General features: G+C 65.4%; 23 protein-coding genes and 1 tRNA gene. 15 read left to right on the forward strand and 9 right to left on the reverse strand.

The window, feature by feature from the left end; genetic code table 11:
• Positions 1-115: 115 nt before the first annotated feature.
• Positions 116-649 carry a hypothetical protein gene (locus NKH51_RS08425; RefSeq protein ID WP_254764876.1) on the reverse strand — a complete coding sequence of 178 codons (534 nt, stop codon included), beginning with the start codon at positions 647-649 and terminating at the stop codon, positions 116-118.
• Between the two features lie 555 nt (positions 650-1,204).
• Between NKH51_RS08425 and NKH51_RS08430 the strand changes: the two genes are divergently transcribed.
• Positions 1,205-1,954 (forward strand): hypothetical protein, encoded by a 750-nt coding sequence (locus tag NKH51_RS08430; RefSeq protein WP_254764877.1) that lies wholly within the window; start codon positions 1,205-1,207, stop codon positions 1,952-1,954.
• Here the strand turns inward: NKH51_RS08430 and msrA are convergent.
• Entirely contained in the window at positions 1,951-2,502 is a 552-nt protein-coding gene (gene msrA, locus NKH51_RS08435; RefSeq protein WP_254764878.1) for a peptide-methionine (S)-S-oxide reductase MsrA, read from the reverse strand. The two genes, NKH51_RS08430 and msrA, sit on opposite strands and share 4 nt — an antisense overlap.
• Positions 2,503-2,618: 116 nt before the next feature.
• Between msrA and NKH51_RS08440 the strand changes: the two genes are divergently transcribed.
• Complete coding sequence (locus NKH51_RS08440; protein WP_254764879.1) at positions 2,619-3,386, forward strand: enoyl-CoA hydratase/isomerase family protein; 768 nt, start codon at positions 2,619-2,621, stop codon at positions 3,384-3,386.
• A 6-nt stretch (positions 3,387-3,392) separates the two neighbouring features.
• Here the strand turns inward: NKH51_RS08440 and NKH51_RS08445 are convergent, their stop codons facing one another.
• Positions 3,393-4,055: a 2,5-diamino-6-(ribosylamino)-4(3H)-pyrimidinone 5'-phosphate reductase gene (locus tag NKH51_RS08445; RefSeq protein WP_254764880.1), complete on the reverse strand. Its 663-nt coding sequence runs from the start codon at positions 4,053-4,055 to the stop codon at positions 3,393-3,395.
• Positions 4,056-4,234: 179 nt separating this feature from the next.
• On the opposite strand from NKH51_RS08445, the gene NKH51_RS08450 reads away from it, so the two are divergent.
• From NKH51_RS08450 to NKH51_RS08470, 5 genes are all read left to right on the forward strand, one after another.
• Positions 4,235-4,924: a metallophosphoesterase family protein gene (locus tag NKH51_RS08450; protein WP_254764882.1), complete on the forward strand. Its 690-nt coding sequence runs from the start codon at positions 4,235-4,237 to the stop codon at positions 4,922-4,924.
• Between the two features lie 15 nt (positions 4,925-4,939).
• Positions 4,940-7,318: a polyphosphate kinase 1 gene (gene ppk1, locus NKH51_RS08455; protein WP_254764883.1), complete on the forward strand. Its 2,379-nt coding sequence runs from the start codon at positions 4,940-4,942 to the stop codon at positions 7,316-7,318.
• A 169-nt stretch (positions 7,319-7,487) separates the two neighbouring features.
• Positions 7,488-7,715 carry a DUF7511 domain-containing protein gene (locus NKH51_RS08460; protein WP_254764885.1) on the forward strand — a complete coding sequence of 76 codons (228 nt, stop codon included), beginning with the start codon at positions 7,488-7,490 and terminating at the stop codon, positions 7,713-7,715.
• Between the two features lie 239 nt (positions 7,716-7,954).
• Entirely contained in the window at positions 7,955-8,950 is a 996-nt protein-coding gene (locus NKH51_RS08465; protein ID WP_254764887.1) for a phosphate uptake regulator PhoU, read from the forward strand.
• Positions 8,951-9,008: 58 nt separating this feature from the next.
• The gene (locus NKH51_RS08470) at positions 9,009-10,211 is read left to right on the forward strand and encodes an outer membrane protein assembly factor BamB family protein (RefSeq protein WP_254764889.1); all 1,203 of its coding nucleotides are present in this window, start codon (positions 9,009-9,011) and stop codon (positions 10,209-10,211) included.
• A gap of 38 nt (positions 10,212-10,249) precedes the next feature.
• Here NKH51_RS08470 and NKH51_RS08475 read toward each other — a convergent pair whose 3' ends face one another.
• The 3 genes from NKH51_RS08475 to NKH51_RS08485 form a co-directional block, all read right to left on the reverse strand.
• Positions 10,250-10,621 (reverse strand): 30S ribosomal protein S8e, encoded by a 372-nt coding sequence (locus NKH51_RS08475; RefSeq protein WP_254764890.1) that lies wholly within the window; start codon positions 10,619-10,621, stop codon positions 10,250-10,252.
• A 144-nt stretch (positions 10,622-10,765) separates the two neighbouring features.
• A complete protein-coding gene (locus NKH51_RS08480; RefSeq protein ID WP_254764891.1) occupies positions 10,766-12,283 on the reverse strand; it encodes an outer membrane protein assembly factor BamB family protein in 1,518 nt (505 codons plus the stop codon).
• A gap of 3 nt (positions 12,284-12,286) precedes the next feature.
• Positions 12,287-14,542 (reverse strand): NADP-dependent malic enzyme, encoded by a 2,256-nt coding sequence (locus NKH51_RS08485; protein ID WP_254764892.1) that lies wholly within the window; start codon positions 14,540-14,542, stop codon positions 12,287-12,289.
• Positions 14,543-14,692: 150 nt separating this feature from the next.
• Between NKH51_RS08485 and NKH51_RS08490 the strand changes: the two genes are divergently transcribed.
• A complete protein-coding gene (locus NKH51_RS08490) occupies positions 14,693-15,157 on the forward strand; it encodes a phosphopantetheine adenylyltransferase (protein ID WP_254764893.1) in 465 nt (154 codons plus the stop codon).
• A gap of 181 nt (positions 15,158-15,338) precedes the next feature.
• On the opposite strand, the gene NKH51_RS08495 is transcribed toward NKH51_RS08490, so the two are convergent.
• Positions 15,339-15,647: a transcription initiation factor IIB family protein gene (locus NKH51_RS08495; protein WP_254764894.1), complete on the reverse strand. Its 309-nt coding sequence runs from the start codon at positions 15,645-15,647 to the stop codon at positions 15,339-15,341.
• Between the two features lie 251 nt (positions 15,648-15,898).
• Here NKH51_RS08495 and NKH51_RS08500 point away from each other — a divergent pair, with 251 nt between their 5' ends.
• The 4 genes from NKH51_RS08500 (at position 15,899) to NKH51_RS08515 (ending at position 18,442) form a co-directional block, all read left to right on the forward strand.
• Positions 15,899-16,069, forward strand: a complete 171-nt coding sequence (locus NKH51_RS08500; RefSeq protein ID WP_254764896.1) for a hypothetical protein — start codon at positions 15,899-15,901, stop codon at positions 16,067-16,069.
• Between the two features lie 92 nt (positions 16,070-16,161).
• Positions 16,162-16,246 (forward strand) — tRNA-Leu (locus tag NKH51_RS08505).
• Between the two features lie 614 nt (positions 16,247-16,860).
• Positions 16,861-17,673: a diadenylate cyclase DacZ gene (gene dacZ, locus NKH51_RS08510; protein ID WP_254764898.1), complete on the forward strand. Its 813-nt coding sequence runs from the start codon at positions 16,861-16,863 to the stop codon at positions 17,671-17,673.
• Position 17,674: 1 nt separating this feature from the next.
• Complete coding sequence (locus tag NKH51_RS08515; RefSeq protein ID WP_254764899.1) at positions 17,675-18,442, forward strand: mechanosensitive ion channel family protein; 768 nt, start codon at positions 17,675-17,677, stop codon at positions 18,440-18,442.
• A 20-nt stretch (positions 18,443-18,462) separates the two neighbouring features.
• Here NKH51_RS08515 and NKH51_RS08520 read toward each other — a convergent pair whose 3' ends face one another.
• Entirely contained in the window at positions 18,463-19,284 is an 822-nt protein-coding gene (locus tag NKH51_RS08520) for a nucleoside phosphorylase (protein ID WP_254764901.1), read from the reverse strand.
• A gap of 59 nt (positions 19,285-19,343) precedes the next feature.
• Here NKH51_RS08520 and NKH51_RS08525 point away from each other — a divergent pair, with 59 nt between their 5' ends.
• The 3 genes from NKH51_RS08525 (at position 19,344) to NKH51_RS08535 (ending at position 22,041) form a co-directional block, all read left to right on the forward strand.
• Positions 19,344-19,778, forward strand: a complete 435-nt coding sequence (locus tag NKH51_RS08525; protein ID WP_254764902.1) for a DUF488 family protein, N3 subclade — start codon at positions 19,344-19,346, stop codon at positions 19,776-19,778.
• A 52-nt stretch (positions 19,779-19,830) separates the two neighbouring features.
• A complete protein-coding gene (locus NKH51_RS08530) occupies positions 19,831-20,748 on the forward strand; it encodes a winged helix-turn-helix domain-containing protein (protein WP_254764903.1) in 918 nt (305 codons plus the stop codon).
• Positions 20,749-21,033: 285 nt separating this feature from the next.
• A complete protein-coding gene (locus NKH51_RS08535) occupies positions 21,034-22,041 on the forward strand; it encodes a M23 family metallopeptidase (protein WP_254764904.1) in 1,008 nt (335 codons plus the stop codon).
• A 32-nt stretch (positions 22,042-22,073) separates the two neighbouring features.
• Here NKH51_RS08535 and cdd read toward each other — a convergent pair whose 3' ends face one another.
• A complete protein-coding gene (gene cdd / locus NKH51_RS08540; protein ID WP_254764906.1) occupies positions 22,074-22,466 on the reverse strand; it encodes a cytidine deaminase in 393 nt (130 codons plus the stop codon).
• Positions 22,467-22,500: the final 34 nt, after the last annotated feature.

Genomic DNA, 22,500 nt, shown 5'->3' on the forward strand with positions numbered 1-22,500 from the left:
TAATGTGACTAGGTCAGCAGAACCAGCCGGATTCAGTTTCGTCGGCGGGGGAGGGGCCGTTGTAACCACATCTAAAGCGGGGCGGGGTCGAACATCACCGGTTTGCCAACCTCCATCACACTTGCACCTCCTCGAGTGCGTTGGCGAGTTTGCGCATGGCGGCTGGTTCGGCGCCGAGGTCGATATTCCGGATGCCGATGCCGGCGCGTTCGGCGGCGTTGAAGACGCGGAGCACGTCGAGGACGCTCACGTCTGGGCCGTTATAGTCGATCGGGATGCGATCGAGGTGGCGGCGATCGGAGGTGGTCGAGTGCTCGAAGAACACCGCGGGTACGTCGCGGTAGTATTTCCGGACGGTTGGGTGCGACCCCGGCGCGAGTTCGCAGAGGCGTTCCTGTGTGACCCGCCCTTCGCCGCGGACGGCGTAATCGGCGACGTAGATGCAACTGGTCGCGACGACGCCGGGACCGCCCCCACGCGACGTGAGCGGCCACTCAACGTGTTCGCCACCGACGACATCGGCCAGCTGTTGGGCGGCGTCGATGGCGTCTGGGGGGATCTCAACGTCGTCGGCGTGGTTGACTTCGCGGATGATCTCGGGGAGTCGCTCCCCGGCGGTGGGGAACCGGTCTGATGTTGCGTTGGTCATCTCATATCGGCCTCACTGTTAAGTCTCCGCCGTTTGATCTATCCTTGACCCCGATTGTGAAACCATCTCATGGGACGGGAGAAATTTTGATATAAATAACATTTCTCTCCATGATGAACTCGCAGTCGACCGGCGTCAGTCATCGCTATCGTCGTCAGCGTCGCTGTCGTCCTTTTTGGCTTAGGTATCGGCCGCGACCAGATCCATCTCGGCGGTCGTCGATCTTATTCGGCTCGCCATCGTCTCTCCGTATCACATACAGTACGTGTCTAATCCATAAGATGGATTAATGATGGGGAACCGGACTCTATAGCCGTTGAGCGGGCGGCTAAGGAAACGGATACACCTTTCCTACCTTTCGATGGCAAGCCATCAAACTTTGTTCAGTGTAGAAGACAGTCATGTGTAGATGAACATGAGCGAACAACAGCGAACCTATCCGAGAAAGCCGGTATCAAATGATTTCCGAAAAAATTCGCCACAGCAGTTATGGATTTTTCTTTCTGCCGGAAGGACAGTAGAAGACTTCGCCAATAATAGTAATAATACTACAACATGATAAGAAATGTTATCGCGTCTTTGATTCTTGGGCCGCTCTCGCGGCTCGCGGGCCTCGTTGGGAGTATCGGAAGATACGCACCTATACACCGGGCCTATTGGTGGATATTCGACAGAATCATCGGCGTAGAGGATGCGAGGAAGTGGCGCGAGGACCACGTAGGACGGATAGCCGAATACGTTTCCGAGAACATTGAGATTGAAGCATCTCACGAGGATCTCGTGGCGGAAGTTGAGGAGAACTGGCGGCAGACCGAATCTCACTTTTCCGATGGAGAGTCTGTCTTGGCGCTCGCGGTCGCCGGAGCGGGACTTCTTGCACCACCACTGGTAGCGATGGCTCTCGCGGTTTTACTCGCTATCTCAGTGTCCGTCCGGTTAACTGCAGTCGAAGTTCTGGCGTATACGGACCCAGACCCTAAAGCACCACGCGAACAGCTGTTCGCGGAAGCCGCGTGGAACGGAAGCGTCCTTGATGGGAAAAACGTCACAGGAAGCCTAATCACGTTACGACTTATGAATGACCTGAACAATCGTGTTTATGAGCGCTGGCTGGATGAAGTTTTCATCCCGGCGTTATCGAGTTCGGGCTGGTCTAAGAGTGAGGGACTAAAGCGGTTCTTCGATGTATGTATGGAGGAATTAGTCCATAAGCGGGAGTTCGAAGGCGATGATACGGAAGAAGAAACAGAGGAAAGTGAAGAAAACGACGAGGACGCAGCGAAAATCCGTGAAGGAGATGGTTAGTTCTCGGCTGTCACCTTCTCCTTGAACTTCTCTCGGACCTTCTCGACTTTCGGGGCCGCGTGCATCGCGCAGTAGGCGTCCTCAATAGTTCCATCTGCCGCTCTTTGTTTCTCGAAGTAGTTCTGGTGGTACTCCTCGGCCTCGTAGAACGTCTCGAGGGGCTCTATCTCGGTGACGATCCCGTCGTAGAGGCCCTCTGCCTCGAGTTCCGCGGCGAACGCCCGGGCAGTCTCGAGTTGGTCGTCGCTGTGGGCGTAGATCGCCGACCGGTACTGCGAGCCCACGTCTGGGCCCTCGCGGTCTTTCGTCGTCGGGTCGTGGATCGTGAAGAACACCTCGAGGAGGTCCTCGTAGGCGACGTCGTCGGGATCGTACTCGAGTTGGACGACTTCGGCGTGACCAGTTTTGCCGGAACAGACCGCCCGATAGCTGGGATCTTCGGTATGGCCGCCGGCATACCCCGAGATCACCGATTCGACGCCCGCGAGTTCCTCGAAGGCCGCCTCGACGCACCAGAAACAGCCGCCGCCGAACGTTGCTCGTTCCATGGCCGTTCGTAGGCCGCGCGCGAGGAAAGGTGTGACGGGTGGGTACCCGTGGCCGCCGATCGGCCCCGACTACCGGGGTCCGAACCCCTTTCACCGTGGCCGCTGAACGCCGGCACATGTCCTGGGACACAGTCCGACTCGAGTGGAACGACGACGTAGCGACGCTGACTGTCGACCGCCCCGACGCGCTCAACGCGTTGAACGTCGAAACGCTCGAGGCGATGGGCGAAGCGCTCGCGGAAGCCGCAGACGACGCCCGCGCGCTCGTTCTGACGGGTGCCGGCGACGCGTTCATCGCCGGTGCGGATATCAAGTATATGCAAGATCTCTCGGCCGAAGCGGCACAGGACTGGGGCGAACTCGGCCACGACGTGGCCGACGCGCTCGAGGCGTTCCCCGCGCCGACGATCGCGGCGGTCAACGGCTACGCGTTCGGCGGCGGCTGCGAGATGGCGCTGGCTTGCGATCTGCGAGTCGCGAGCGAGTCCGCGCTGATCGGCAACACCGAGATCGACCTGGGCATCATCCCCGGCTGGGGAGCGACCCAGCGGCTGCCGCGCCTGGTCGGCGACGAAACCGCCCGCCGGATGATCTTCCTCGGCGAACGGCTCGACGCCGAGTCGGCCGCGGAGGCCGGCCTGTTCGGCGAGGTCGTCCCCGACGAGGACCTAGCGGAGGTCGCCGCCGAACTGGCCGACCGAATCGCCGCGCAGCCGGCCTTCGCGATGCAGACGGCGAAACGGGCGATCAACCAGGGCCTCGAGGGCTCGCAGACGAGCGGACTGGACTACGAGAAGCGCGCCTTCGCGAGCCTCTTTGGCACGCACGACCAGCGCGAGGGAATGGCGGCGTTCGTCGAGGACCGGGAACCCGACTTCGAGTAGAAAGCGTTAGTCGGCGACGCGCCACGTCAGGAGGACGCCGCCGTCGAGCCGGTCGACCTCCGCGAGTTCGAGCGACGGGAACTCCGCGACGAATCCGTCGCCGTCGGCCAGCGTCGGCGCGTCGCGGCCGCCGATGAGTTTCGGGCCGACGAAGACGCGCAGTTCGTCGACCAGCCCGGCCTCGAACAGCGAGAAGATGAGTTCGCCGCCGCCTTCGACCATGATCCGCTCGAGGCCCTGTTCTTGCAGCGCCGCGAACGCCGGGAGGAGGTCGACCCGCTCGTCGCCCGCCGTGATCAGTGCCGCGCGGTCGGCGAGGGCCGCGCGTCGGTCGACGGATGCGGCCTCGCTCAGACAGAGGTACGTCGTCGCCGCGTCGTCGAGGACGGCGGCGTCGGTCGGCGTGCGGCCGCTCGAGTCGACGACGACCCGCGCCGGATTTTCGGGCCGATCGTTCTTGCGGCGCTTGGCACGCAGTGTCTCGTCTTTGACCGTCAGGTGGGGATCGTCGGCGAGGACGGTGCCGACGCCGACGACGACGGCGTCGCTGTCGGCCCGGAGCCGATCGACCCGCGCGAAGTCCTCCGCGCCGCTGATGGCGATCTGCTCGCGCCGACGCGAGGAGAGTTTGCCGTCCGCGCTCGCGGCGGCGTTGACGACGACGTGCATACCTCTGCCTGGGTCGCCTGCCCTAAAGAACTCCGGTGTCTCGGTGCGTGCGAGCCGAGTATTGCGCGCCGGCCGGATCGCGTAGCCGGTTCCGCGGACTATACGCTGCTATATAGGACGGTATAGCGAACATATAAACGACTTATCCCGTCTTCCCAAATAGTCCCGACGCATAACACGTGACGATCGATACCCCCGCGTCCGACGATCCGGTACCGCTCGACCATCGGCAGCTCTCCCTCGAGAGCCGAGGCGACGTCTACGTGGTCGGCGACGTCCACGGCTGTCCCGACGCCCTCGAGGCGCTGCTCGACCGGCTCGATCTCGGCGGGAACGATCTCGTCGTGTTCGTCGGCGATCTGGTGCGAAAGGGGCCCGACAGCAAGGCCGTGCTCGACCGCGTCAGGCGGTCGTCGCGGCTGATTTCGGTCCGCGGAAACAACGAGCGGAAGCTGATCGAGGGCGAGGCCTCGCTGCCGGCGCTCGACGCGGTGGACTTACAGTACCTCGAGTCGCTGCCGACGGCGATCGCCTGGGATGGCGGGCTCGTCGTCCACGGCGGCGTCGATCCGAGCCGGCCGCTGTCGGCTCACGCTGACGACGAGGTGCTCACGATGCGCTCGCCGAACGGGGACGGCTACGACGGCCCGTTCTGGTTCGAGAGCTACGAGGGACCGCCGCGGGTCTTCTTCGGTCACACCGTGCTCGCCGAACCGGTCGATCGGGAGTGGGCGGTCGGCCTCGACACCGGCTGCGTCTACGGCGGCCGTCTCACGGCCTACGACGTTCGCCGGGATCGGTTCCTGAGCGTTCCGGGTGCCGACCACGAGGAACGCTCGTCGGAGAAGATCGTCGCGCTCGAGGACTGAATCGGGGGATTCCGAATGGACGAACGAGACTCGACAGCGACCGACGAGGAGCCAGTGGTACCGGACGACGGAGAAGACGACGTGGCGGCCGACGAGGAGGCGACGTTCGCGTTCCAGTCCGGGTCCGACGACGAGTCCAGCCCCGAAGGCCGAGACGGCGCGACCGAGCGGCCAGCCACGACGGACGCCGACGCTGCCGCTCGCACCGGACGGTCCGACGGACTCGACGAGAGCGAGTTTGATCCTCCGGTCGACGCGGTGGCGGACCCCGAGACGATCGATCTGCCGGTCGTCGCCGCGGACGACTCGCGCCCGGCGACGGACGAGATCGACCTTTCGGATCCGTCGTACTATCTGAACCGCGAACTCAGCGAACTCGCCTTCCAGCGGCGCGTCCTCCACGAGGTACTGGACGAGGAGAACCCGCTCCTGGAGCGCGTGAAGTTCCTCGCGATCGTCACGACGAACGTAGACGAGTTCTTCCGCAAGCGCGTCGGCGGGTTGAAACAGGGGATCGCGGCCGGCGTCACCGAGGAGACGCCGGACGGCCGCACGCCCCGCGAGCAGTGGGAGGAAGTTCTGGAGGAGGCCCGTCCGCTGCTCGAGCGCCAGGCCGAGTGTTACCGCGAGGAGATCAGACCGGCACTGTCCGACGCCGGGATCGAGATCGTCGACTACGACGATCTCGCGGACACAGAGTGCCGGAAGCTCCGCGAGTACTTCGAGAACTCCGTTCTGCCGACGCTGACTCCGCTGACGTTCGACCCAGCCCATCCGTTCCCATTCATTTCGAACCAGAGCCTCTCGCTCGCGGTCCTCACCCGAGAGCGGCCCGGCGCGGAGCTGACCTTCTCGCGGGTGAAGATCCCGCGCAACCAGCTCCGGTTCGTCCAACTGGGCGACGACACGCGGTACGTCCTCCTCGAGGACGTCGTCCGGGCGAACCTCGATCTGCTCTTTCCCGATGTCGAGGTGGTCGACACCGCCCTGTTCCGGGTGACGCGCAACGCCGAGGTCCGGCGCAACGAGGAGGTCGCCGAGGACCTGATCGAGATGATCGAGGAGGTCATCGAGGAGCGACGGTTCGCGACCGCCGTCCGCCTCGAGATCGAACCCGACGCACCCGAGAAGATCCTCGAGATCCTCATGCGCGAACTCGACCTCGACGACAGAGAGGTATTCCGCCTCGGCGGGCCGCTCGATTACCGCGACTTCGCCGACCTGACCGACCTCGATCGGCCCGAACTCAAGCTCCCCGAGTGGTCCCCACAGCCCCACCCGCGGCTGGGCCGGCGTGATGCGGACGGCCGGAACGTGTTCGACGTGATCAGCGAGGGCGACGTGCTCGTCCACCACCCCTATCACTCCTTCGACGGGACCGTCCAGCGCTTTCTCGACGCCGCGGCGAACGATCCGGACGTGCTCGCGATCAAGGCGGCGATCTACCGGACCGCAAGCGACTCACAGGTCATCGAGAGCTTGCTCGAGGCCGCACGAAACGGCAAACAGGTCGCCGTCATGGTCGAACTCAAAGCTCGCTTCGACGAGGAGAACAACCTCGAGTGGGCGAAAAAACTCGAAGAGGAGGGGATCCACGTCGCCTACGGGACGATCGGCTACAAGACCCACACGAAGACCTCGCTGGTCGTCCGCGAAGAAGACGACGGCGTCCAACTTTACTCGCACGTGGGAACCGGCAACTACCACTCCGAGACCGCGAAGCGCTACGAGGATCTCGGTTTACTGACCGCCGACAGCGATGTCGGTCAGGACCTCGTCAGGCTATTCAACTACTTCACGGGCCACTCGATGTACCGCGACTATCGAAAGCTGCTCATCGCGCCGGGGAACATGCGCGATCGGTTCGTCGAACTCATCCGCGCCGAAGCAGAGCGTGCGCGAAACGGCGAGGAGGCGCGTATCGTCGCCAAGATGAACCGGCTCGAGGACCCCGCGATCGTCCGCGAACTCTACGAGGCGTCGATGGCCGGCGTCGACATCGACCTCGTCGTGCGGGACATCTGCCGACTCCGGCCCGGCCTCGAGGGTGTCAGCGAGACGATCGATGTCTACAGCGTCGTCGGTCGCTTCCTCGAGCACTCGCGGATCTTCTACTTCCGGGCGGGCGGCGAGGACCGCTACTACATCGGGTCTGCCGACTGGATGACCCGTAACCTCGACAATCGGGTCGAAGCGATCGCGCCGATCGAGGAGCCGCGACTCCAGCGCCGCCTCGAGGGGATCCTCGAGACGCTGCTCGCCGACGATCGGAACAGGTGGGTGATGCGGTCGGACGGAACGTACGACCGGTGTCGAGCGGAAGGCGGCTCGTCGACCGACGTTCACGAGACGCTGATGCGGGCCGCGCTGAGCGACAGCGATCTCTGGGGGTGAGCGGGCGGTCGACCGCCGTCCCGATTGATACCCCATCGTTCGGCAGGAAACGTCCGACCGGCGACCCCCTCGTACGGAGGCCCCAGCACTGGTATGGATCGCTCAATATCACAATTAGCAGCGGCTTAGTACGCGTCGTGGGTGGCTCCACGTACGCGACCCGAAACTCATGAACGGATCCACCGGCGGTTACGACGATCGGTCCACCCGACAACGACTGGCAGCGGCCACGCAGTACGCAGGCGACGACGTCGCCCTCGAGTCGGTCGTGGTGCAGTACGAGAACCGGCCCGACCGCTGTACGGTCGTCCCCCGAGAGTGCTCCGAAGCGGAGCGGGTGACTACCTGGCTGTCGGCTGACGTGGGCGCGTTCGTCGATCTCGAGGACGCTCGATAGGCGGGTTCGACGGTCCGACCAGGCGGTGGCTGTCGTCCGATCGCTGGTCGACGCTGCGGTAGAGACAGAGACTTTCGCCAACTATATAGATATATGTTTGGTAACAGTTATCGATTGAGCATTACGAACAGATGGATACCGAAAATGCCCATAAAACGGACATAGGGGTACCAAGGAGGACGATCTGTATCTCTCTATAGACTAGTGGATTTATATTGTTGCAGTAGGAATCGGGGCGCATGGAGACGCGAAAGGTTCAGGTGACGGGCGGGTCGACGTTTACTGTCTCGCTCCCGAAGACGTGGGCGACCGAAAACGACGTCAGCAGCGGGACGACGGTCGAATTCTATCCAGAAGGGGACGAACTTCTCCTGACACCCGAGCGCGATACGCGACGCCAGAAGGGAACGCTGGACGTCTCGGGACTCGCGGACGAACAGCTGACACGGGCTGTGATGACGATGTACGTCAGCGGCTTCGACATCATCCGCCTCGAGGCCGGTCGTATCACGACCGAGCAACGCAGCGCCATTCGCGATGCGACCCAGCGGCTCGTCGGCGTCGAGGTGTTAGAGGAGACCAGCGACAGCGTGGTCATTCAGGACTTACTCGACTCTTCCGAGCTGTCGATCGTCAACGCCGTCACGCGCATGCGCCTGATCGCCCAATCGATGCTCGAGGACGCGGTGACGGCGCTGATCGAGAACGACGACGACATCGCACAAGACGTGATCGAGCGCGACGACGACGTCGACCGCCTCTGGCTCGTCGTCTCGCGGATCTTCCGCGCGACGTTGCGCTCACCGCGGGCCGTCGAAGAGTTGGGCGTCTCCCGCGAGGACTGTTTCGACTTTCACTCCAGTGCCCGCCAGCTCGAGCGGATCGCCGACCACGCCGTCAAGATCAGCGATATCGCGCTCAAACTCGACGACCTCCCCGCCGATGTCGCAGACGCTATCCACGGACTCCACGCCGAAGCCGCGACCGTCTTCGAGGGCTCGATGGACGCGCTGTTCGCCGACGACGCCGACGAGGCCAACCGACTCGGCCACGACGCCCTTGCAGCCGTCCTCGAGATCGACGAACACACCCGACGGATCGACGACATACTCCGCGACTTAGAGCCGGCACAGGCACAATCGCTGGGGCTGATCGTCGACTCGCTGTCCCGGAGCGCCGACTACGGCGGGAACATCGCCGAGACGGCGTTGCAGAAGGCCGCTCCCCGTCCCTGATCTTCCGCTGCTCCCGAACGTTCAGACAAGCTAAGTACTTCCGCTCGAGACGGCCGCTGTGACTAGCGAACGGACGAACAGACGGTCCGTCCTCGGGCTGGTAGGGGGCAGCGTTACAGTATCGATCGCCGGCTGCACGACGCTGACGGGTTCCGATGATCCGGTCGTCGAAAGCGGTCCCGGCGACGGACCTGACGACGGCGAGACGGAAGGCACGGGCGTCGATAGGACCGCCACCGAGTGGCCGACAGTCCAGTACGACGCGGCGAACACGGGCACCGCCGGTACCGGCGGAGGCCCCCGCGCTTCCGCGACAGTCCGCGGCTCGCACACCGCCGGAGACGAGATCGCCGCCGAACCGGCTATCGGCGACGGCGTCGCGTACGTCGGGAGCCTGGACGGCTCGCTCTACGCTATCTCGCTCGCGGACGGGAGCCTCGAGTGGTCCGTCGACACCGGCGGCGGGATCTCGACGCCGCCGGCAGTCGTCGACGGAACGGTCTTCGTCGGAACCGGAGCCGGATCGCTCCAGGCGGTCGACGCGATCACCGGTGATCCCGTGTGGATGGTCGAGCTACCAGCGCCAACTCGAGCGGGTCCCGTGCTCGCCGACGGGACGCTGTACGTCGGCTGTGGCGACGACCGGCTGTACGCGCGGTCATCGACCGATGGCTCCGAACTGTGGTCGTTCCGAACCGCGGGGCCGGTGGCAGGAGGGCCGACGGTCGCCGACGGGACCGTCTACATCCAGAGTCACGACGACTACGTTTACGCGATCGACACCGCCGATCGATCCGAGCGCTGGAAATTCCGGGTCGAGAACGGCGGCGGGCCGAACGCACCGACGGTGGTCGACGGCACGGTCTACGTCGGGGACAACAACGGCACGCTCTACGCACTCGAGGCCGCGACCGGCGACGAGCTGTGGACCGCGACGGCCACCGCGACCGTTCGGACGCCGGCCGTCGTCGGCGACACCGTCTACACGCGGGGGAGCCTGATCCGAGCGTTCGACGCAGCGACCGGCGAACGCCGCTGGCAGGCGGACGTCGGCCGCGTCGGCGGGTCGCCGACCGTCGCGGACGGCGTCCTCTACGTCGGCACCTGGGACGCGATGGTCCACGCGCTCGACATCGAAGACGGCTCGAACCGCTGGACGCACGACGCCGAGTACGAGGTCTCGAGGTCGGTGGCTGTGGCCGACGGGACGCTCGTCTACGGCGACGACTACGGTAACATCGTCGTGCTCGGGGGGTCGTAACTAGCGACGAGTGAAAACGAAACCGCGGTCGAAACCAGTTACTCGACGAGGACGGCGTTGACCTGCCCGGTCTGGCCGGGACGAGACGTGACGCGAGCCTGCCCTTCGGAGGTCTCGATGACGGCGCCCTTCGTGATGATGTTCCGGCGGACGTAGTTCGGGTTGGCGTCGTTCTCGACGACGTCTTCGATCTCCGCGGAGACCGTTTCGTCGCCCTTGTTGACGCTCGCGACGTCCGTCGAGAGCGCGCGGGTCTTCGTGCCGTTGCCCCGAACGTCGACGGTCCGGAAGCGCGGCTCGCCGACCTCAGTCTCCGTCGGCAGTCGGCCGAGTTCGTCCTTGCGGCGCTTTCGAACGTTCTTCAATCGACCACCGGTTCGCTTGCGCGTAGAGCGTCCCTGATCTTGCATATCCGACCACACTGCCGGCGCGTACTTGAATGCACTCTTTCCGAGCGGCGTGTTTCATGTCCACGAGCAACGCACCGAACTCGAGCGAGCCGTCACTGGTGGGGTCGATCGTGGCACCACGCTCGAGGCCCGGATCGGCGTTCCCTAGCGCTCCGAATCGGCTCGTTCGTCCGGCACTAAACAGTAGGCCTGGCCGGGTTCCTCGAGCACCGTCTCCTCGTCCTCGTCGTAGTAGTTCGAGAAGACGCCGCGTTCGGCGTAGTAGATCCGATCGCCGCGCGGGATCGCACCGCCCGTGACGTGGCCGCGGTTTTCGACACGCCAGCGCCGGTCGCCGGTCTCCCTGTCGAGGGCGTAGAGGTGGGCATCGTAGGAACCGACGAGGATCGACTCGGCGGTAGCCGTGATCGAGCCGATGACGCGCCCACCGACATCGGTCGCCCACAGCACGTCGCCGCTCGCGGCGTCTAACGCACGAACGTAGTGGTCGTCGCCGCCCATGTAAACGATTCCCGAGTCGGGGTCGATCGCCGGATTCGACATGACGACGTTACCCGTGTCGAGCGACCACTCCTCGCTGCCGTCCGAGAGGTCGAGCCGGTAGAATCGGCCGTCCCACGAGCCGACGAACGCCGCGCCGTCGTAGACCGGGATCGTCCCCTTGATCTGCGCGCCGAGGCGAAAGCGGCCGCCCGCCATCGGGTCGCCGTCGGGACCGCCCTCGCCGCCCGCCTGAAACGACCACGCGAACTCGAGGCTCGGGAACTCCCAGCAGTAGACGACGCCGTCGTTCGAGCCGGTGACGAGCCGGCCGGTCTCGCAGTCGATCGCGGGCGAGGGGTGGGGCATTCCCCAGAGGCGGTCGTCGCTCCAGGTCGGGTTTCCGGTGGCGGCGTCGACCTCCCAGAGCACGCCGCTGGCGGGGTTCTTGTGCTCGGTGAGCACGTACAGCGAGCCATCGACGTACGCCGGACTCGAGCCGATCGCGATCGCGTCGCCGAAATCGCGGGTCCGGGTGTGCCAGACGATGTCGCCGGTCGGGATATCGACGGCGTAGAGTTCGCCGTCGTAGCCGCCGATGTAAGCGGTGTCGCCGACGATCGCCGGCGTTCCGTGGAAGCCGAGGCTCCGGCCGGCACCCGTCTCGAGTCGCCACCTGTGCTCGCCGGTCGGCGTGACGGCGTGGATGATCCCCGTATCGCCGGCGATGAGGATCGTCTCGCCGTCGGGCGTCGGCCGGGGCGTCGACTTGGCCGCGGTGTGGCCGATGCGGTTGACCGGGAACGACCACGCCTTGCGGACCGCGTCGGGAACGGTCTCGTCGGGGTAGTAGCCGTACCGTCGCAAGCCCCGGCGGAACATCGAGATCTCGTCGTCGGCCGGGAGCGGGACGTAGCCGGCCGCGGTTTCGGCTGCGGTCGCGACGGGTCCGCAGTCCGGCGGCGCTCGGTACTGACGGGCGGTGCAACCGGCGAGACCAACGGCTCCGCCCGTCGCTGCAGCCCCGAGAAGCGTCCGCCTGGTGACTCGAGCACCGCCGGCTCCGGAGCGGTCCCGATCGGATTCGGAGCGGACACGATTGGCTGCCGCGTCGTCGGCATGCCGATCCGATCGCGCGTCCCGACCGGCGTCACCGTCTCGAGGAGCGGCGGGCTCGCTCACGCGTTACTCCTGCTGGGCGTCGACGACGGCGACGCCGGCCAGGTTGACGATATCCTTGACCTCGTCGCCGCGCTGGAGGACGTGGACCGGCTTGTCCATCCCGACCAGCATCGGGCCGATGGCGTCGGCCCCGCCGAGGCGCTGGAGCAGTTTGTAGCCGATGTTCCCCGACTCGAGGTTCGGGAAGACCAGCACGTTCGCGGGCTCATCGAGCTCCGAGAAGCCGTAGGTGCCCTCGAGGATGTCCTCGACGACGGCGGTGTCGGCCTGCATCTCGCCGTCGACGGTGAAGTCGACCTCGGGGTCGTCCTGCAGCATGGCAGCCGCTTTGCGCGGCTTGCGGGTACCTTCGTTGTTGACGCTGCCGAAGTTCGAGTACGAGAGGAGTGCGGCGCGGGGTTCGATGTTGAACCGGCGCGCGAGTTTGCCGGTCTGTTTGGTGACTTCCGCGAGCACGTCTTCATCAGGGGCCTGGTTGACCGTCGCGTCGGCGACGAAGATGACGCGGTTCTTGAAGGTGAGCATGTAGACACCCGCCGCGTAGTCGACATCCTCGTCGGTGCCGATCACCTGCAGGGGCGGCCGCAGCGCCGACGGATAATGATGCGAGAGCCCCGTCAGAAGCGCGTCCGCGTCGCCCTGTTCGACCATGACGCTGCCGAAGTAGTTCGAGTCGCGCTCGACGAGTTCGCCGGCCTCGCTTCGTGTGATCCCCTTGCGGGCGCGGAGTTCGTGGAGTCGCTCCGCGTACTCCTCGTAGTCGCCGACCGAGGGGTCCGCGACGGTCGGATCGAAATCGAAGCCGAGGTTCGCCGAGGTCTGTCGGATCTCGTCCTCGTCGCCGATCAGCACCGGCAGGGCGATCCCCTGCTCTTGAATCTGGTAGGCCGCGCGGATCATCTTCTCGTTTTCGCCCTCCGCGAGCGCGACCGTCTTGGGGTCGCTCTTGGCCTTGTTGAGGACGACACGCATCATCTCGCGGGACTTGCCCAGGCGGGCCTCGAGTTCCTCCTCGTAGGCCTCTAAGTCGATCTCGGTTCGGGCGGCACCGGACTCCATCGCGGCCTCGGCGATCGACGGCGCGACGCGGAAGAGGACGCGGGGATCGACTGGCTTGGGAATAATGTAGTCGGGACCGTACTGGATCGGCTCGTCGCCGTAGGCTTTGACGACCGCGTCGGGCACGTCCTGGCGGGCGAGTTCGGCCAGCGCCTCGGCACAGGCAACCTTCATCTCCTCGTTGATCTCGGTAGCCCGAACGTCGAGCGCGCCGCGGAAGATGAACGGGAACCCGAGGACGTTGTTGACCTGATTGGGGTAGTCAGAGCGACCCGTGGCCATGATGACCGTGTCGTCGCGGGCGTCTTTGGCCGCCTCGTAGTCGATCTCGGGGTCGGGGTTGGCCATCGCGAAGACGATCGGGTTGGCGGCCATCGACTGCACCATCTCCTGGCTGACGATGCCGCCGATCGAGAGGCCGACGAAGACGTCCGCGCCCTCCATCGCGTCCGCGAGACCGCCCTCGGGCACGTCGCGGGCGAACTGCTGTTTGTACTCGTTGACATCGCCCTCCGCCGCGCGGGCCTCGGTGATGATCCCCGAGGAGTCACACATCGTGATGTTCTCCTTCTTGCAACCCAACGAGACGTAGAACCGGGCCGTCGCGATGGCACTCGCGCCAGCCCCGGAGAAGGCGATTTCGAGCTCCTCTAGGCTCTTGCCGGCGATATCGGCGGCGTTCAACAGCGCCGCACCGGAGATGATCGCGGTACCGTGCTGGTCGTCGTGGAAAACGGGGATGTCGATCTCCTCGCGCAGGCGCTCCTCGACGGTGAAACACTCGGGCGCTTTGATGTCCTCGAGATTGACCCCGCCGAAGGTCGGTTCCATCATCTTGACCGCCTCGACGAGTTTGTCGGGGTCTGCTTCGTCAAGTTCGATGTCGAAGACGTCGATGTCGGCGAAGCGCTTGAACAGGACGCCCTTCCCCTCCATGACGGGTTTCGATGCCTGCGCGCCGATGTCGCCGAGCCCGAGAACGGCCGAGCCGTTCGAGACGACGCCCACGAGGTTCCCTTTCGCGGTGTAGGTGTAGGCGTCGGTCTCGTCCTCGTCGATCTCGAGACACGGCGCGGCGACGCCGGGTGAGTACGCGAGCGAGAGGTCGCGCTGCGTGTTCGTCGGCTTCGTCGTCGATATCTCGATCTTTCCGGGTGGATCCGTCCGGTGGTACTCCAATGCGTCCTCGTCTAATCCCATATCGGGGACACTGCGGGCGACTACTAAAAACAATGCGAAGGGGAGTTTCGACGATCGTCGACAACAGAGTTCGGATAGCGTGCACCGCCGCCCGGCGAGAAAATATATCGATTCGACCCTTTTATACGCACCGCGCATGTGACGTGGGGTATGGACGTCGCGCTTGGTGGGACCTTCGACCCCGTACATGACGGCCACCGACGGCTGTTCGAACGGGCGTTCGAACTCGGAGACGTGACCGTCGGCTTGACCAGCGACGAGCTCGCGCCGAAAACGCGCGCCGTCGAACGGCACGTTCGATCGTTCGACGACCGAAAGGCGGACCTCGAGGACGAACTCGCGTCGATCGCGGTCGACCACGACCGCGAATTCGAGGTTCGAAAGCTCGAGAAACCGACGGGGATCGCTACCGAACCGCAGTTCGACTACCTCGTCGTCTCGCCGGAGACGCGCGGCGGGGGCAAGCGGATCAACGAGATTCGCCGCGAGAACGGTCACGATCCGCTGGAGGTCGTCGTCGTCCCGCACGTGCTGGCCGAGGACGACGACATCATCTCGAGTACGCGTATCGTCAACGGCGAGATCGACGAACACGGGAACGTCGTCGACGGGTGACCGACGCAGGACCGGCGGCGTGACCGAGCGACCGGCCGGCACGCGGTCGGCGTACCCGACCAACGGCCGTTGCGACCGGATATTTCCAACGACTCGAGAGTCGCCATTTTCATCGCATAGTTCCATCTTACACGCAATAAGCGCGGCACTATCGGCTGAAACGGTCGGTCGTACGAGATCGTTACCAGCGCGGGGGCTCGAGTCCCGCCGACTCGAGGAGGTCCTTCCAGCGCGACTGAATCGACAGTCGAGAGACATCCGCGGCGTCGGCGACGGCCCCCTGCGTGCGGCCGTCGCCGGCGACGAGCGAGCCGGCATAGAGGCTCGCCGCGAGAACCGCCCGCTTCGAGCGATCGGACGACGGAACGTCGGCGAGGAAGAGATCGACCGCACACGACCGCGCCTCGGACGACAGTTCGAGCCGGTCGGCGACGGTCTCGAGTTCCTCGAGCCACGGTTCGTACTCGACGCGATCCCGGGCGCTGTGCATACCTTCCGATATCGGATCGGTCGGCATAAACGTACGGTCGCGACACCGTGTCGGTCGGGCCGACAGGCAGTGGACTCCCAGGTGCGCGTCGGCGGTCGCCAATGGCGTACTACGACGGGCAACGTTTCGATACGAACGAGTCGGCGAGGTGGCCGTTCTCGGTCGATTTCACTAGGAGACGACTACTAAACCCGCCGTCGACCGAAGGACCATGCGATGCCATCGTTCGATGTCGGTTCGCCACCCTCGCCATGAAAGAGCCAACCTGCAAACTCGTCTGTACCGGCTGCGGGCTCGAGATGCCCTATCGTGAGCGGTCGCTGGCCGAACAGGCTGCGGAACTCCACCAGCTCCGGGACTCGGAACACGTGACGTTCATCGTCCCGCCGGACTGGTCGCCCGAGGAGCCGGTGAAGCACTGACCGGACCCGCTCGAGCGTCGATCGACGACTCAGAGCGAGGCCCTCGCACGGACCGACAGGTTCTTACTCGAATCGTGAAAACTCGAGGATGCGCGCGGGTAGCCAAGCTAGGCCAACGGCGCAGCGCTTAGGACGCTGTCCCGTAGGGGTCCGCCGGTTCGAATCCGGTCCCGCGCACTGAACGAGTTTTCGAGCGGAGCGAGATAACGAGTGAGAGAGCAGGCCGGATTCGAACCCTGCAAGTCGCAGCGCTCGAGCGAAGCGAGAGCGACCGTCTTGCTTCGGTTCGAATCCGGTCTCGCGCGTTTTCCGCGGACAGGTCCGTGAGCGGCGACCACCCGGTGCCGAATTTGAATCGCGAGGACGTCGCTCGTCCGCTGGGCCGCGAATCCGGCCACGTGCATCGCCGCCCCGAATTCCTCGAGGCGATCGAACGCACGAGGACGACGGGATCAGCGAGTACTGGAAGAGCGATGAGTACCTCCACGGTCGCGTCTACGAACCGGCCGACGACAGCTACTCGAGGTCGGTTGTCTGCCAGTAGCAGGAAACCGACGGCGGCATCCAAGAGGTCACTGTCCCACGGACCTCGCGACCGCCGACTACGTCCGACCACACTGGTTGTAGCGGTCGATGGAAGCATCCGCTCGTCGGACCGACAACGGGCCCGATCGATGACCGACGGATCGAATCGATCGATAGCGGTGGTGTTTCGTCGCGTATACGGGTTCGAAAGACGCGCGTCAGACGCTCCAAAACGCTTATTCACGCAGGGGGGACTTGTATGACCAATGGCCGGGTTAGACGACGTGTTCGGGGACCTCTTTGCGAGCGTCGATGCCGTCGTGCTCTTCTCACCCAGTGGCTCGTACTACGAACGGTTCTCGGCCGTCGACGACGTCGACGTGCTCGTCGTCGGGACCGAAAACGCCGTTGGCGCGGAGACGTTCGTCGAACTGCCGCTGGCGTTCGAAGACGTGTCCGAACGGATTCGCTTCGGCCTCGAGGGGGCCCTAGAGCAGGGCGTGATCGAGGACGGGGACGAACTCGCCTGCGCGACGAGCGTCTTCGGCGACGGGATCGATACCGTCTCTCGGGTCCGCGCCGACGCGGAGACTCACACCGGGATCTACGACCTGTTCGTCAAGTCCCGGGCCGATCCGGAGGTTATCAAGGCGGTCCTCGAGTTGGCGATCGAACTGGGACAGAAAGGCCAGAAGGGGAAGCCGGTCGGCGCGCTGTTCGTCGTCGGCGACGCGGGGAAGGTGATGAACAAGTCCCGCCCGCTTTCGTACAACCCCTTCGAGAAGTCCCACGTCCACGTCGGCGATCCGATCGTGAACGTCATGCTCAAGGAGTTCTCGCGGCTCGACGGCGCGTTCGTCATTTCGGACGCCGGCAAGATCGTCTCCGCGTACCGCTACCTCGAGCCGTCGGCGGAGGGCGTCGACATCCCGAAGGGGTTGGGCGCGCGCCACATGGCCGGCGGTGCGATCACGCGGGACACCAACGCGATCACGATCGTACTCTCGGAGAGCGACGGGCTCGTCCGGGCGTTCAAGGGCGGAGAACTCATTTTGGAGGTCGATCCGGAGGCGTACTGATATGGTGGACTGGCAGACGTTCCTCAACGAACCGGCCGTCATAGCGGCGGCGGTGCTCGCGCTGGGTCTCGTCGTCGGCTACCTCGTCGGCCGGCTCAACGAGGAACTGCTGGCCGCCTCGGGCGTGCCCGAAGCCGTCGAGGGGACGCCGTTCGAGCGGACCGCCCAGTCGATCGGTACCTCGACGGTCGAGATCGTCGCCCGACTGAGTTCGTGGTTCATCTACGGCATCGCGGTCCTCACGGCGATCCACATCGCCCAGCTGCTCGACACGGACGCCTTCTGGCTGCGCGTCACGGAGTTCATCCCGCAGCTGTTCATCGCCGTCCTCGTGCTCATCCTCGGCTTTATCGTCGCGGACAAATCCGAACTGATCGTCAGCGAGTACCTGCGGGGCGTCAAGCTCCCCGAGGTGTCGGTCATCCCGAAGCTGGTCAAGTACTCCGTTCTCTACGTCACCTTCATCATCGCACTGGGCCAGGTCGGCGTCCACGTCCTCGCGCTCTTGATCCTCCTGACGGTGTACGCCATCGGCGTCGTCATCGTCGGTACCGTCGCGTTCAAGGATTTCCTGGTCTCGAGCGCCGCCGGCATCTACCTGCTGCTCAACCAGCCCTACGGGATCGGCGACGAGATCCGGATCGGCGAGCAGACGGGGATCGTCCAGGAGGTCGATCTCTTCGTCACCAAGATCGAAGACGACTCGGAGGAGTACATCGTCCCCAACCGGAAGGTCTTCGAGAACGGGATCGTCCGGATGCGGGATTGAGCGCGCTCGAAATCGCCGCGTTACTCGAGCGAGAGCCCGGCGTGCCAGCGGTCGACGCCGGCCTCGCGTTTGACGGCGTCCATCTTCGCGAGGAGGTGCGTCGCAAGCGTCGCGGTCTCGGCGGCACGCGACTCGCCCTCGGTTCTGAATTCGCCGGTCTCGCGGTTGGCGTAGACGGTACAGACCGCGCCGGCCCGGAGCCCGTAGAGGTTCGCGAGCGTCAACACGGCGCTCGCCTCCATCTCGATGTTTTTGACGTTCGCCGCTTTGAGCTCGTCGACCAGATCGTCCGCCCCGGCCGCCTCGAAGCCGTCGAAGCCGGGCCGGCCCTGGCCGGCGTAGAAGGAGTCCGAACTCATCGTGACCCCGGTGTGGTAGTCGTACCCCAGTCGCTCGGCGGCCGCGACGAGCGCGGAGACGACCTCCCCGTCCGCCGCGGCCGGATAGTCCTCACGGACGTACTCGTCGGTGGTTCCCTCCTGGCGGACCGCCCCGGTCGTGATCACCAGGTCGCCGACGGCCATCTCGGGCTGGATCGCCCCGCAGGACCCCACCCGGATGTAGTTCTCGACCCCCACCCGTGCCAGTTCCTCGACCGCGATCGCGGCGGAGGGACTGCCGATCCCCGTCGAGGTGACCGAGAGCGGCGTCTCCTCGTACGTACCCGTCGCGGTCCGATACTCCCGATGGTGGCCCCGGATCTCGTGGTCGTCCCAGAACGCGACGATCTTCTCGAGCCGTTCGGGGTTTCCCGGCAGCAACACGGTGTCGGCAACGTCGTCGGGGCCGATCTCGAGGTGGTACTGGACGTCGGCGTTGGGGTCTTCGCTGTCGCGAGTCATCGATCACCGGCGGTTCGATTCGCCACCGTATATAAATGCGGGGCGATCGTCCTGTGGGTATGGAACGGGGGACGCTCGCGGACACCTACGTCGCCGCGATCCAGCACGATTTAGCCGACCTGCCGGCGAACGCGACGCGCGTCGGCGTCGTCCGCCGGCCCACGTCGTGGTTCCACGCGGCCGTCGACGAGAACCGGCCGGAACTCGGTCCGCCCGCGGATCTGCTCGAGTCGATGCGCGACGCCGAGGAAGACATGAAGATGCAGGGGCTCTGCGAGGAGGGCGCGCACAACGCCGCGTGGGACCGAGTCGGATTCGGCGAGGCGTACCGTGAACACCTCGAGACGGACGACGACGCGCGGGCGGCCATCGTCGCGCTCGAGGAGCGGCTGGCCTCGGGCGAGTCGCTGACGCTGATCTGCTACGAGAATACGGAGAAAAAGCGGTGTCACCGAACGATTTTGCGCGAGGTTCTCGAGGGGGACGAGCCGTAGACATGAGGATCGAACGCGAGCGTGCGAACGGAAGCCGAGCGGAGGCGAACCCGTGACCGAACCACAGGGGGACAACGCGGTCGACGAGCGCGAGACGAGCGACGGCGTAGGTCCGGACGACCACCGGGCGCCGGCCGACGCGTTCGCGGCGCTCAGCGATCCGCTCCGGGTGTCGATCCTGCGGGAACTGAGCGCCCACCACCGGACGAGCGACGAGGCGGCGATCGGGTTCGCCGACCTGCGGCGGCGCGTCGGCGTTCGGGACTCGGGACGGTTTCGCTACCACCTCAACGAACTCCGCGATCGGTTCGTCGAGAAGGCCGACGGCGGCTACCGGCTCACCCACGCCGGCGTGCAGGTGGTGGCGGCGATCCTCGCGGGGACCTACACGGCCGGCGTCTCGATGGGGACGACCGAACTCGAGAGCGACTGTCCGATCTGCGAGCGACCGGCGGTCGCGACCTGCGAGGACGGCCGCTGTCGCGTCGCCTGCGAGAACGACCACGCCCTGTTTCAGTGGAGCGTCCCGCCCAGCGCCGCCGCCGACGCGACGCTCCCCGAAATCGTCGATCTCGCTGAACTGCTGGCGTTTCAGGCCATCGAACAGGCGCTGGCCGGGGTCTGTCCGCAGTGTTACGACCCGATCGAGACGGGGATCGTCGTCGACGGCCCGCCACGGCCGGTCTTTCGCGCCGGCTGTGACTCCTGCGGCGCACGGATCGTCGGCCCGGCGAGCTTCTGCCTGCTGGTCGATCCCGACGTCGTCGCCTTCTGTCGCCGCCACGGGCTCACGCTGCGAGACGACCACGTCTGGGAGTTCCCGTTCGTCCGCGACGACGAGGGGATCAGCGTCGTCGACGAGGAGCCGGTTCGACTCGCGTTCGAGGTCTCGCTCGAGGGCAAGTCCCTTTCGGCCACCGTCGACGAGCGCGGGCACGTGACGGCGGTCGAAACGGGCGGCGACGAGTGACGGACACGGGCAGCGACGGCCGCCGGGCGCCTCGACACCCCACACTCAAGTCCGCTACGCGCGCACTCCTCGAGCGAGATGTACGTCGATCCCGACCCGGAGTGCGACGGGGAGGAGTGGGGCACGGCCCGGTCGGTGATCGTTTCGGCGGCGGCCGCCGTCACGTACCGTCGAGCGGCCCAGGACGCTGGGTACCGGACGGGTCGATTCGATTCGTATCACTATCCTAAGAGAAATATCGTTCGCCGAGCGTTGAAGCGATTTCGCGCCGTGGCGTCGGATACGATGACGAACACGAGTGCAAACGCGCCGGCTGACCAACCGTCGGCCGATCGGTCGAACGGCCTCCGCTCCCGGCTGCCGAGTCCGACGAACCTCGCGCTGCTTTTCTTTCTCGGCGTTCCCGGCACGCTGATTCCGTCGCTGGAGCGCCTCGAGGCGTTCTACCTGTTCGGGCTGTTCGCCTTCTGGCCGATGGTCAAAGGCGTCGTGCCGTCGCCGAGCGACGCTCCTAAGCCGACCGACTGGATCACGATGGGGACGCCCTCAGGGGTGCGGCCGCTGCTCTCGATGGTGGTCCTCCAACTGAACCCGTTCGTCCAGTGGCAGGGCGTGAAACAGCTCACGGGCCACGTGCCGGTCTTCCTTCGGTATCGCCTTCGGTTACCCGCTCCCGAGCGATTCGACCAGCAGGTAGCGTACCGGCTCCCGGTCGAGGGCGAGTGGACCGTCGTCAACGGCGGGCCGACTCGCGACGCCTCTCACTCGTGGGGGATACTCGCCCAGCGGTACGCCTACGATCTGGTCGTGACCGACGACCGCGGGCGGAGTTACGATGGCGACGGCGAGCGCCCCGAGGACTACCACTGCTTCGGCGAGTCCGTCGTCGCGCCCGCCGACGGCGTGGTGGTCGCAGCGAGCGACGGCCACCGGGATTACCACCGCGCCGGTGGGTGGATGGACCCGCGTCAACGGGACCTCCGCGGGAACTACGTCACGATCGAGCACGCCACCGGCGAGTACAGCGTGCTCGCACACCTGCAGGAGGGCAGCCTCGAGGTCTCGGAAGGCGACCGCGTCGAGCGCGGAGAGCCGGTCGCGCGGTGTGGCAACTCCGGGAACTCGACGGAGCCCCACCTCCACTTCCAGCTTCAGGACCACCCCTCGTTCTTCCGCGCGATGGGGCTCCCGGTGCACTTCGCGAACCTGCGCGTTCGCGACCCCGACGGCGAGGCGACGACCCACGAACGGGCGTTCGTCTCCGCGGGACAACGCGTGGCGTCGACCGAGTGAACGGCCAGAAAACGGGGATCCGGTGACGGCCGCTACTCGAGCGTCTCCTGACTGATCGTGTTCGGTAGCAGTTCGCCCAGCGAGTACTCGCTCGGGGCCTCCCCGTCGCCTTCGTCACAGAGAACGATGAGGTCGTCGTCGCAGAACTCGGTGAGGGTCTGTCGGCACATCCCGCAAGGGGTGACGCCGTCGCGGCGGCCGGAGCTGACCGCGATCCGCGCGAAATCGCGGTGGCCCTGCTTGACCGCCTCGGCGATCGCGACCTCCTCGGCGTGGAGGCTGTTACTGAAGTTCGCGTTCTCTAGGTTGCAGCCGACGAAGATCTCGCCGTCGGCGGTCTCGAGGGCGGCGCCGACGCGGTATTCGGAGTAGGGGACGTGTGCGCGCTGCTGTACGTCGCGAGCGGCCGCGATCAGGTCGTCCATAGGGAGCGGTTCGACCAGCGACCACCAAAGGATG

The organism is Natrinema marinum (genome assembly GCF_024296685.1).
In the GTDB taxonomy this organism is placed as follows: Archaea; Halobacteriota; Halobacteria; order Halobacteriales; family Natrialbaceae; genus Natrinema; species Natrinema marinum.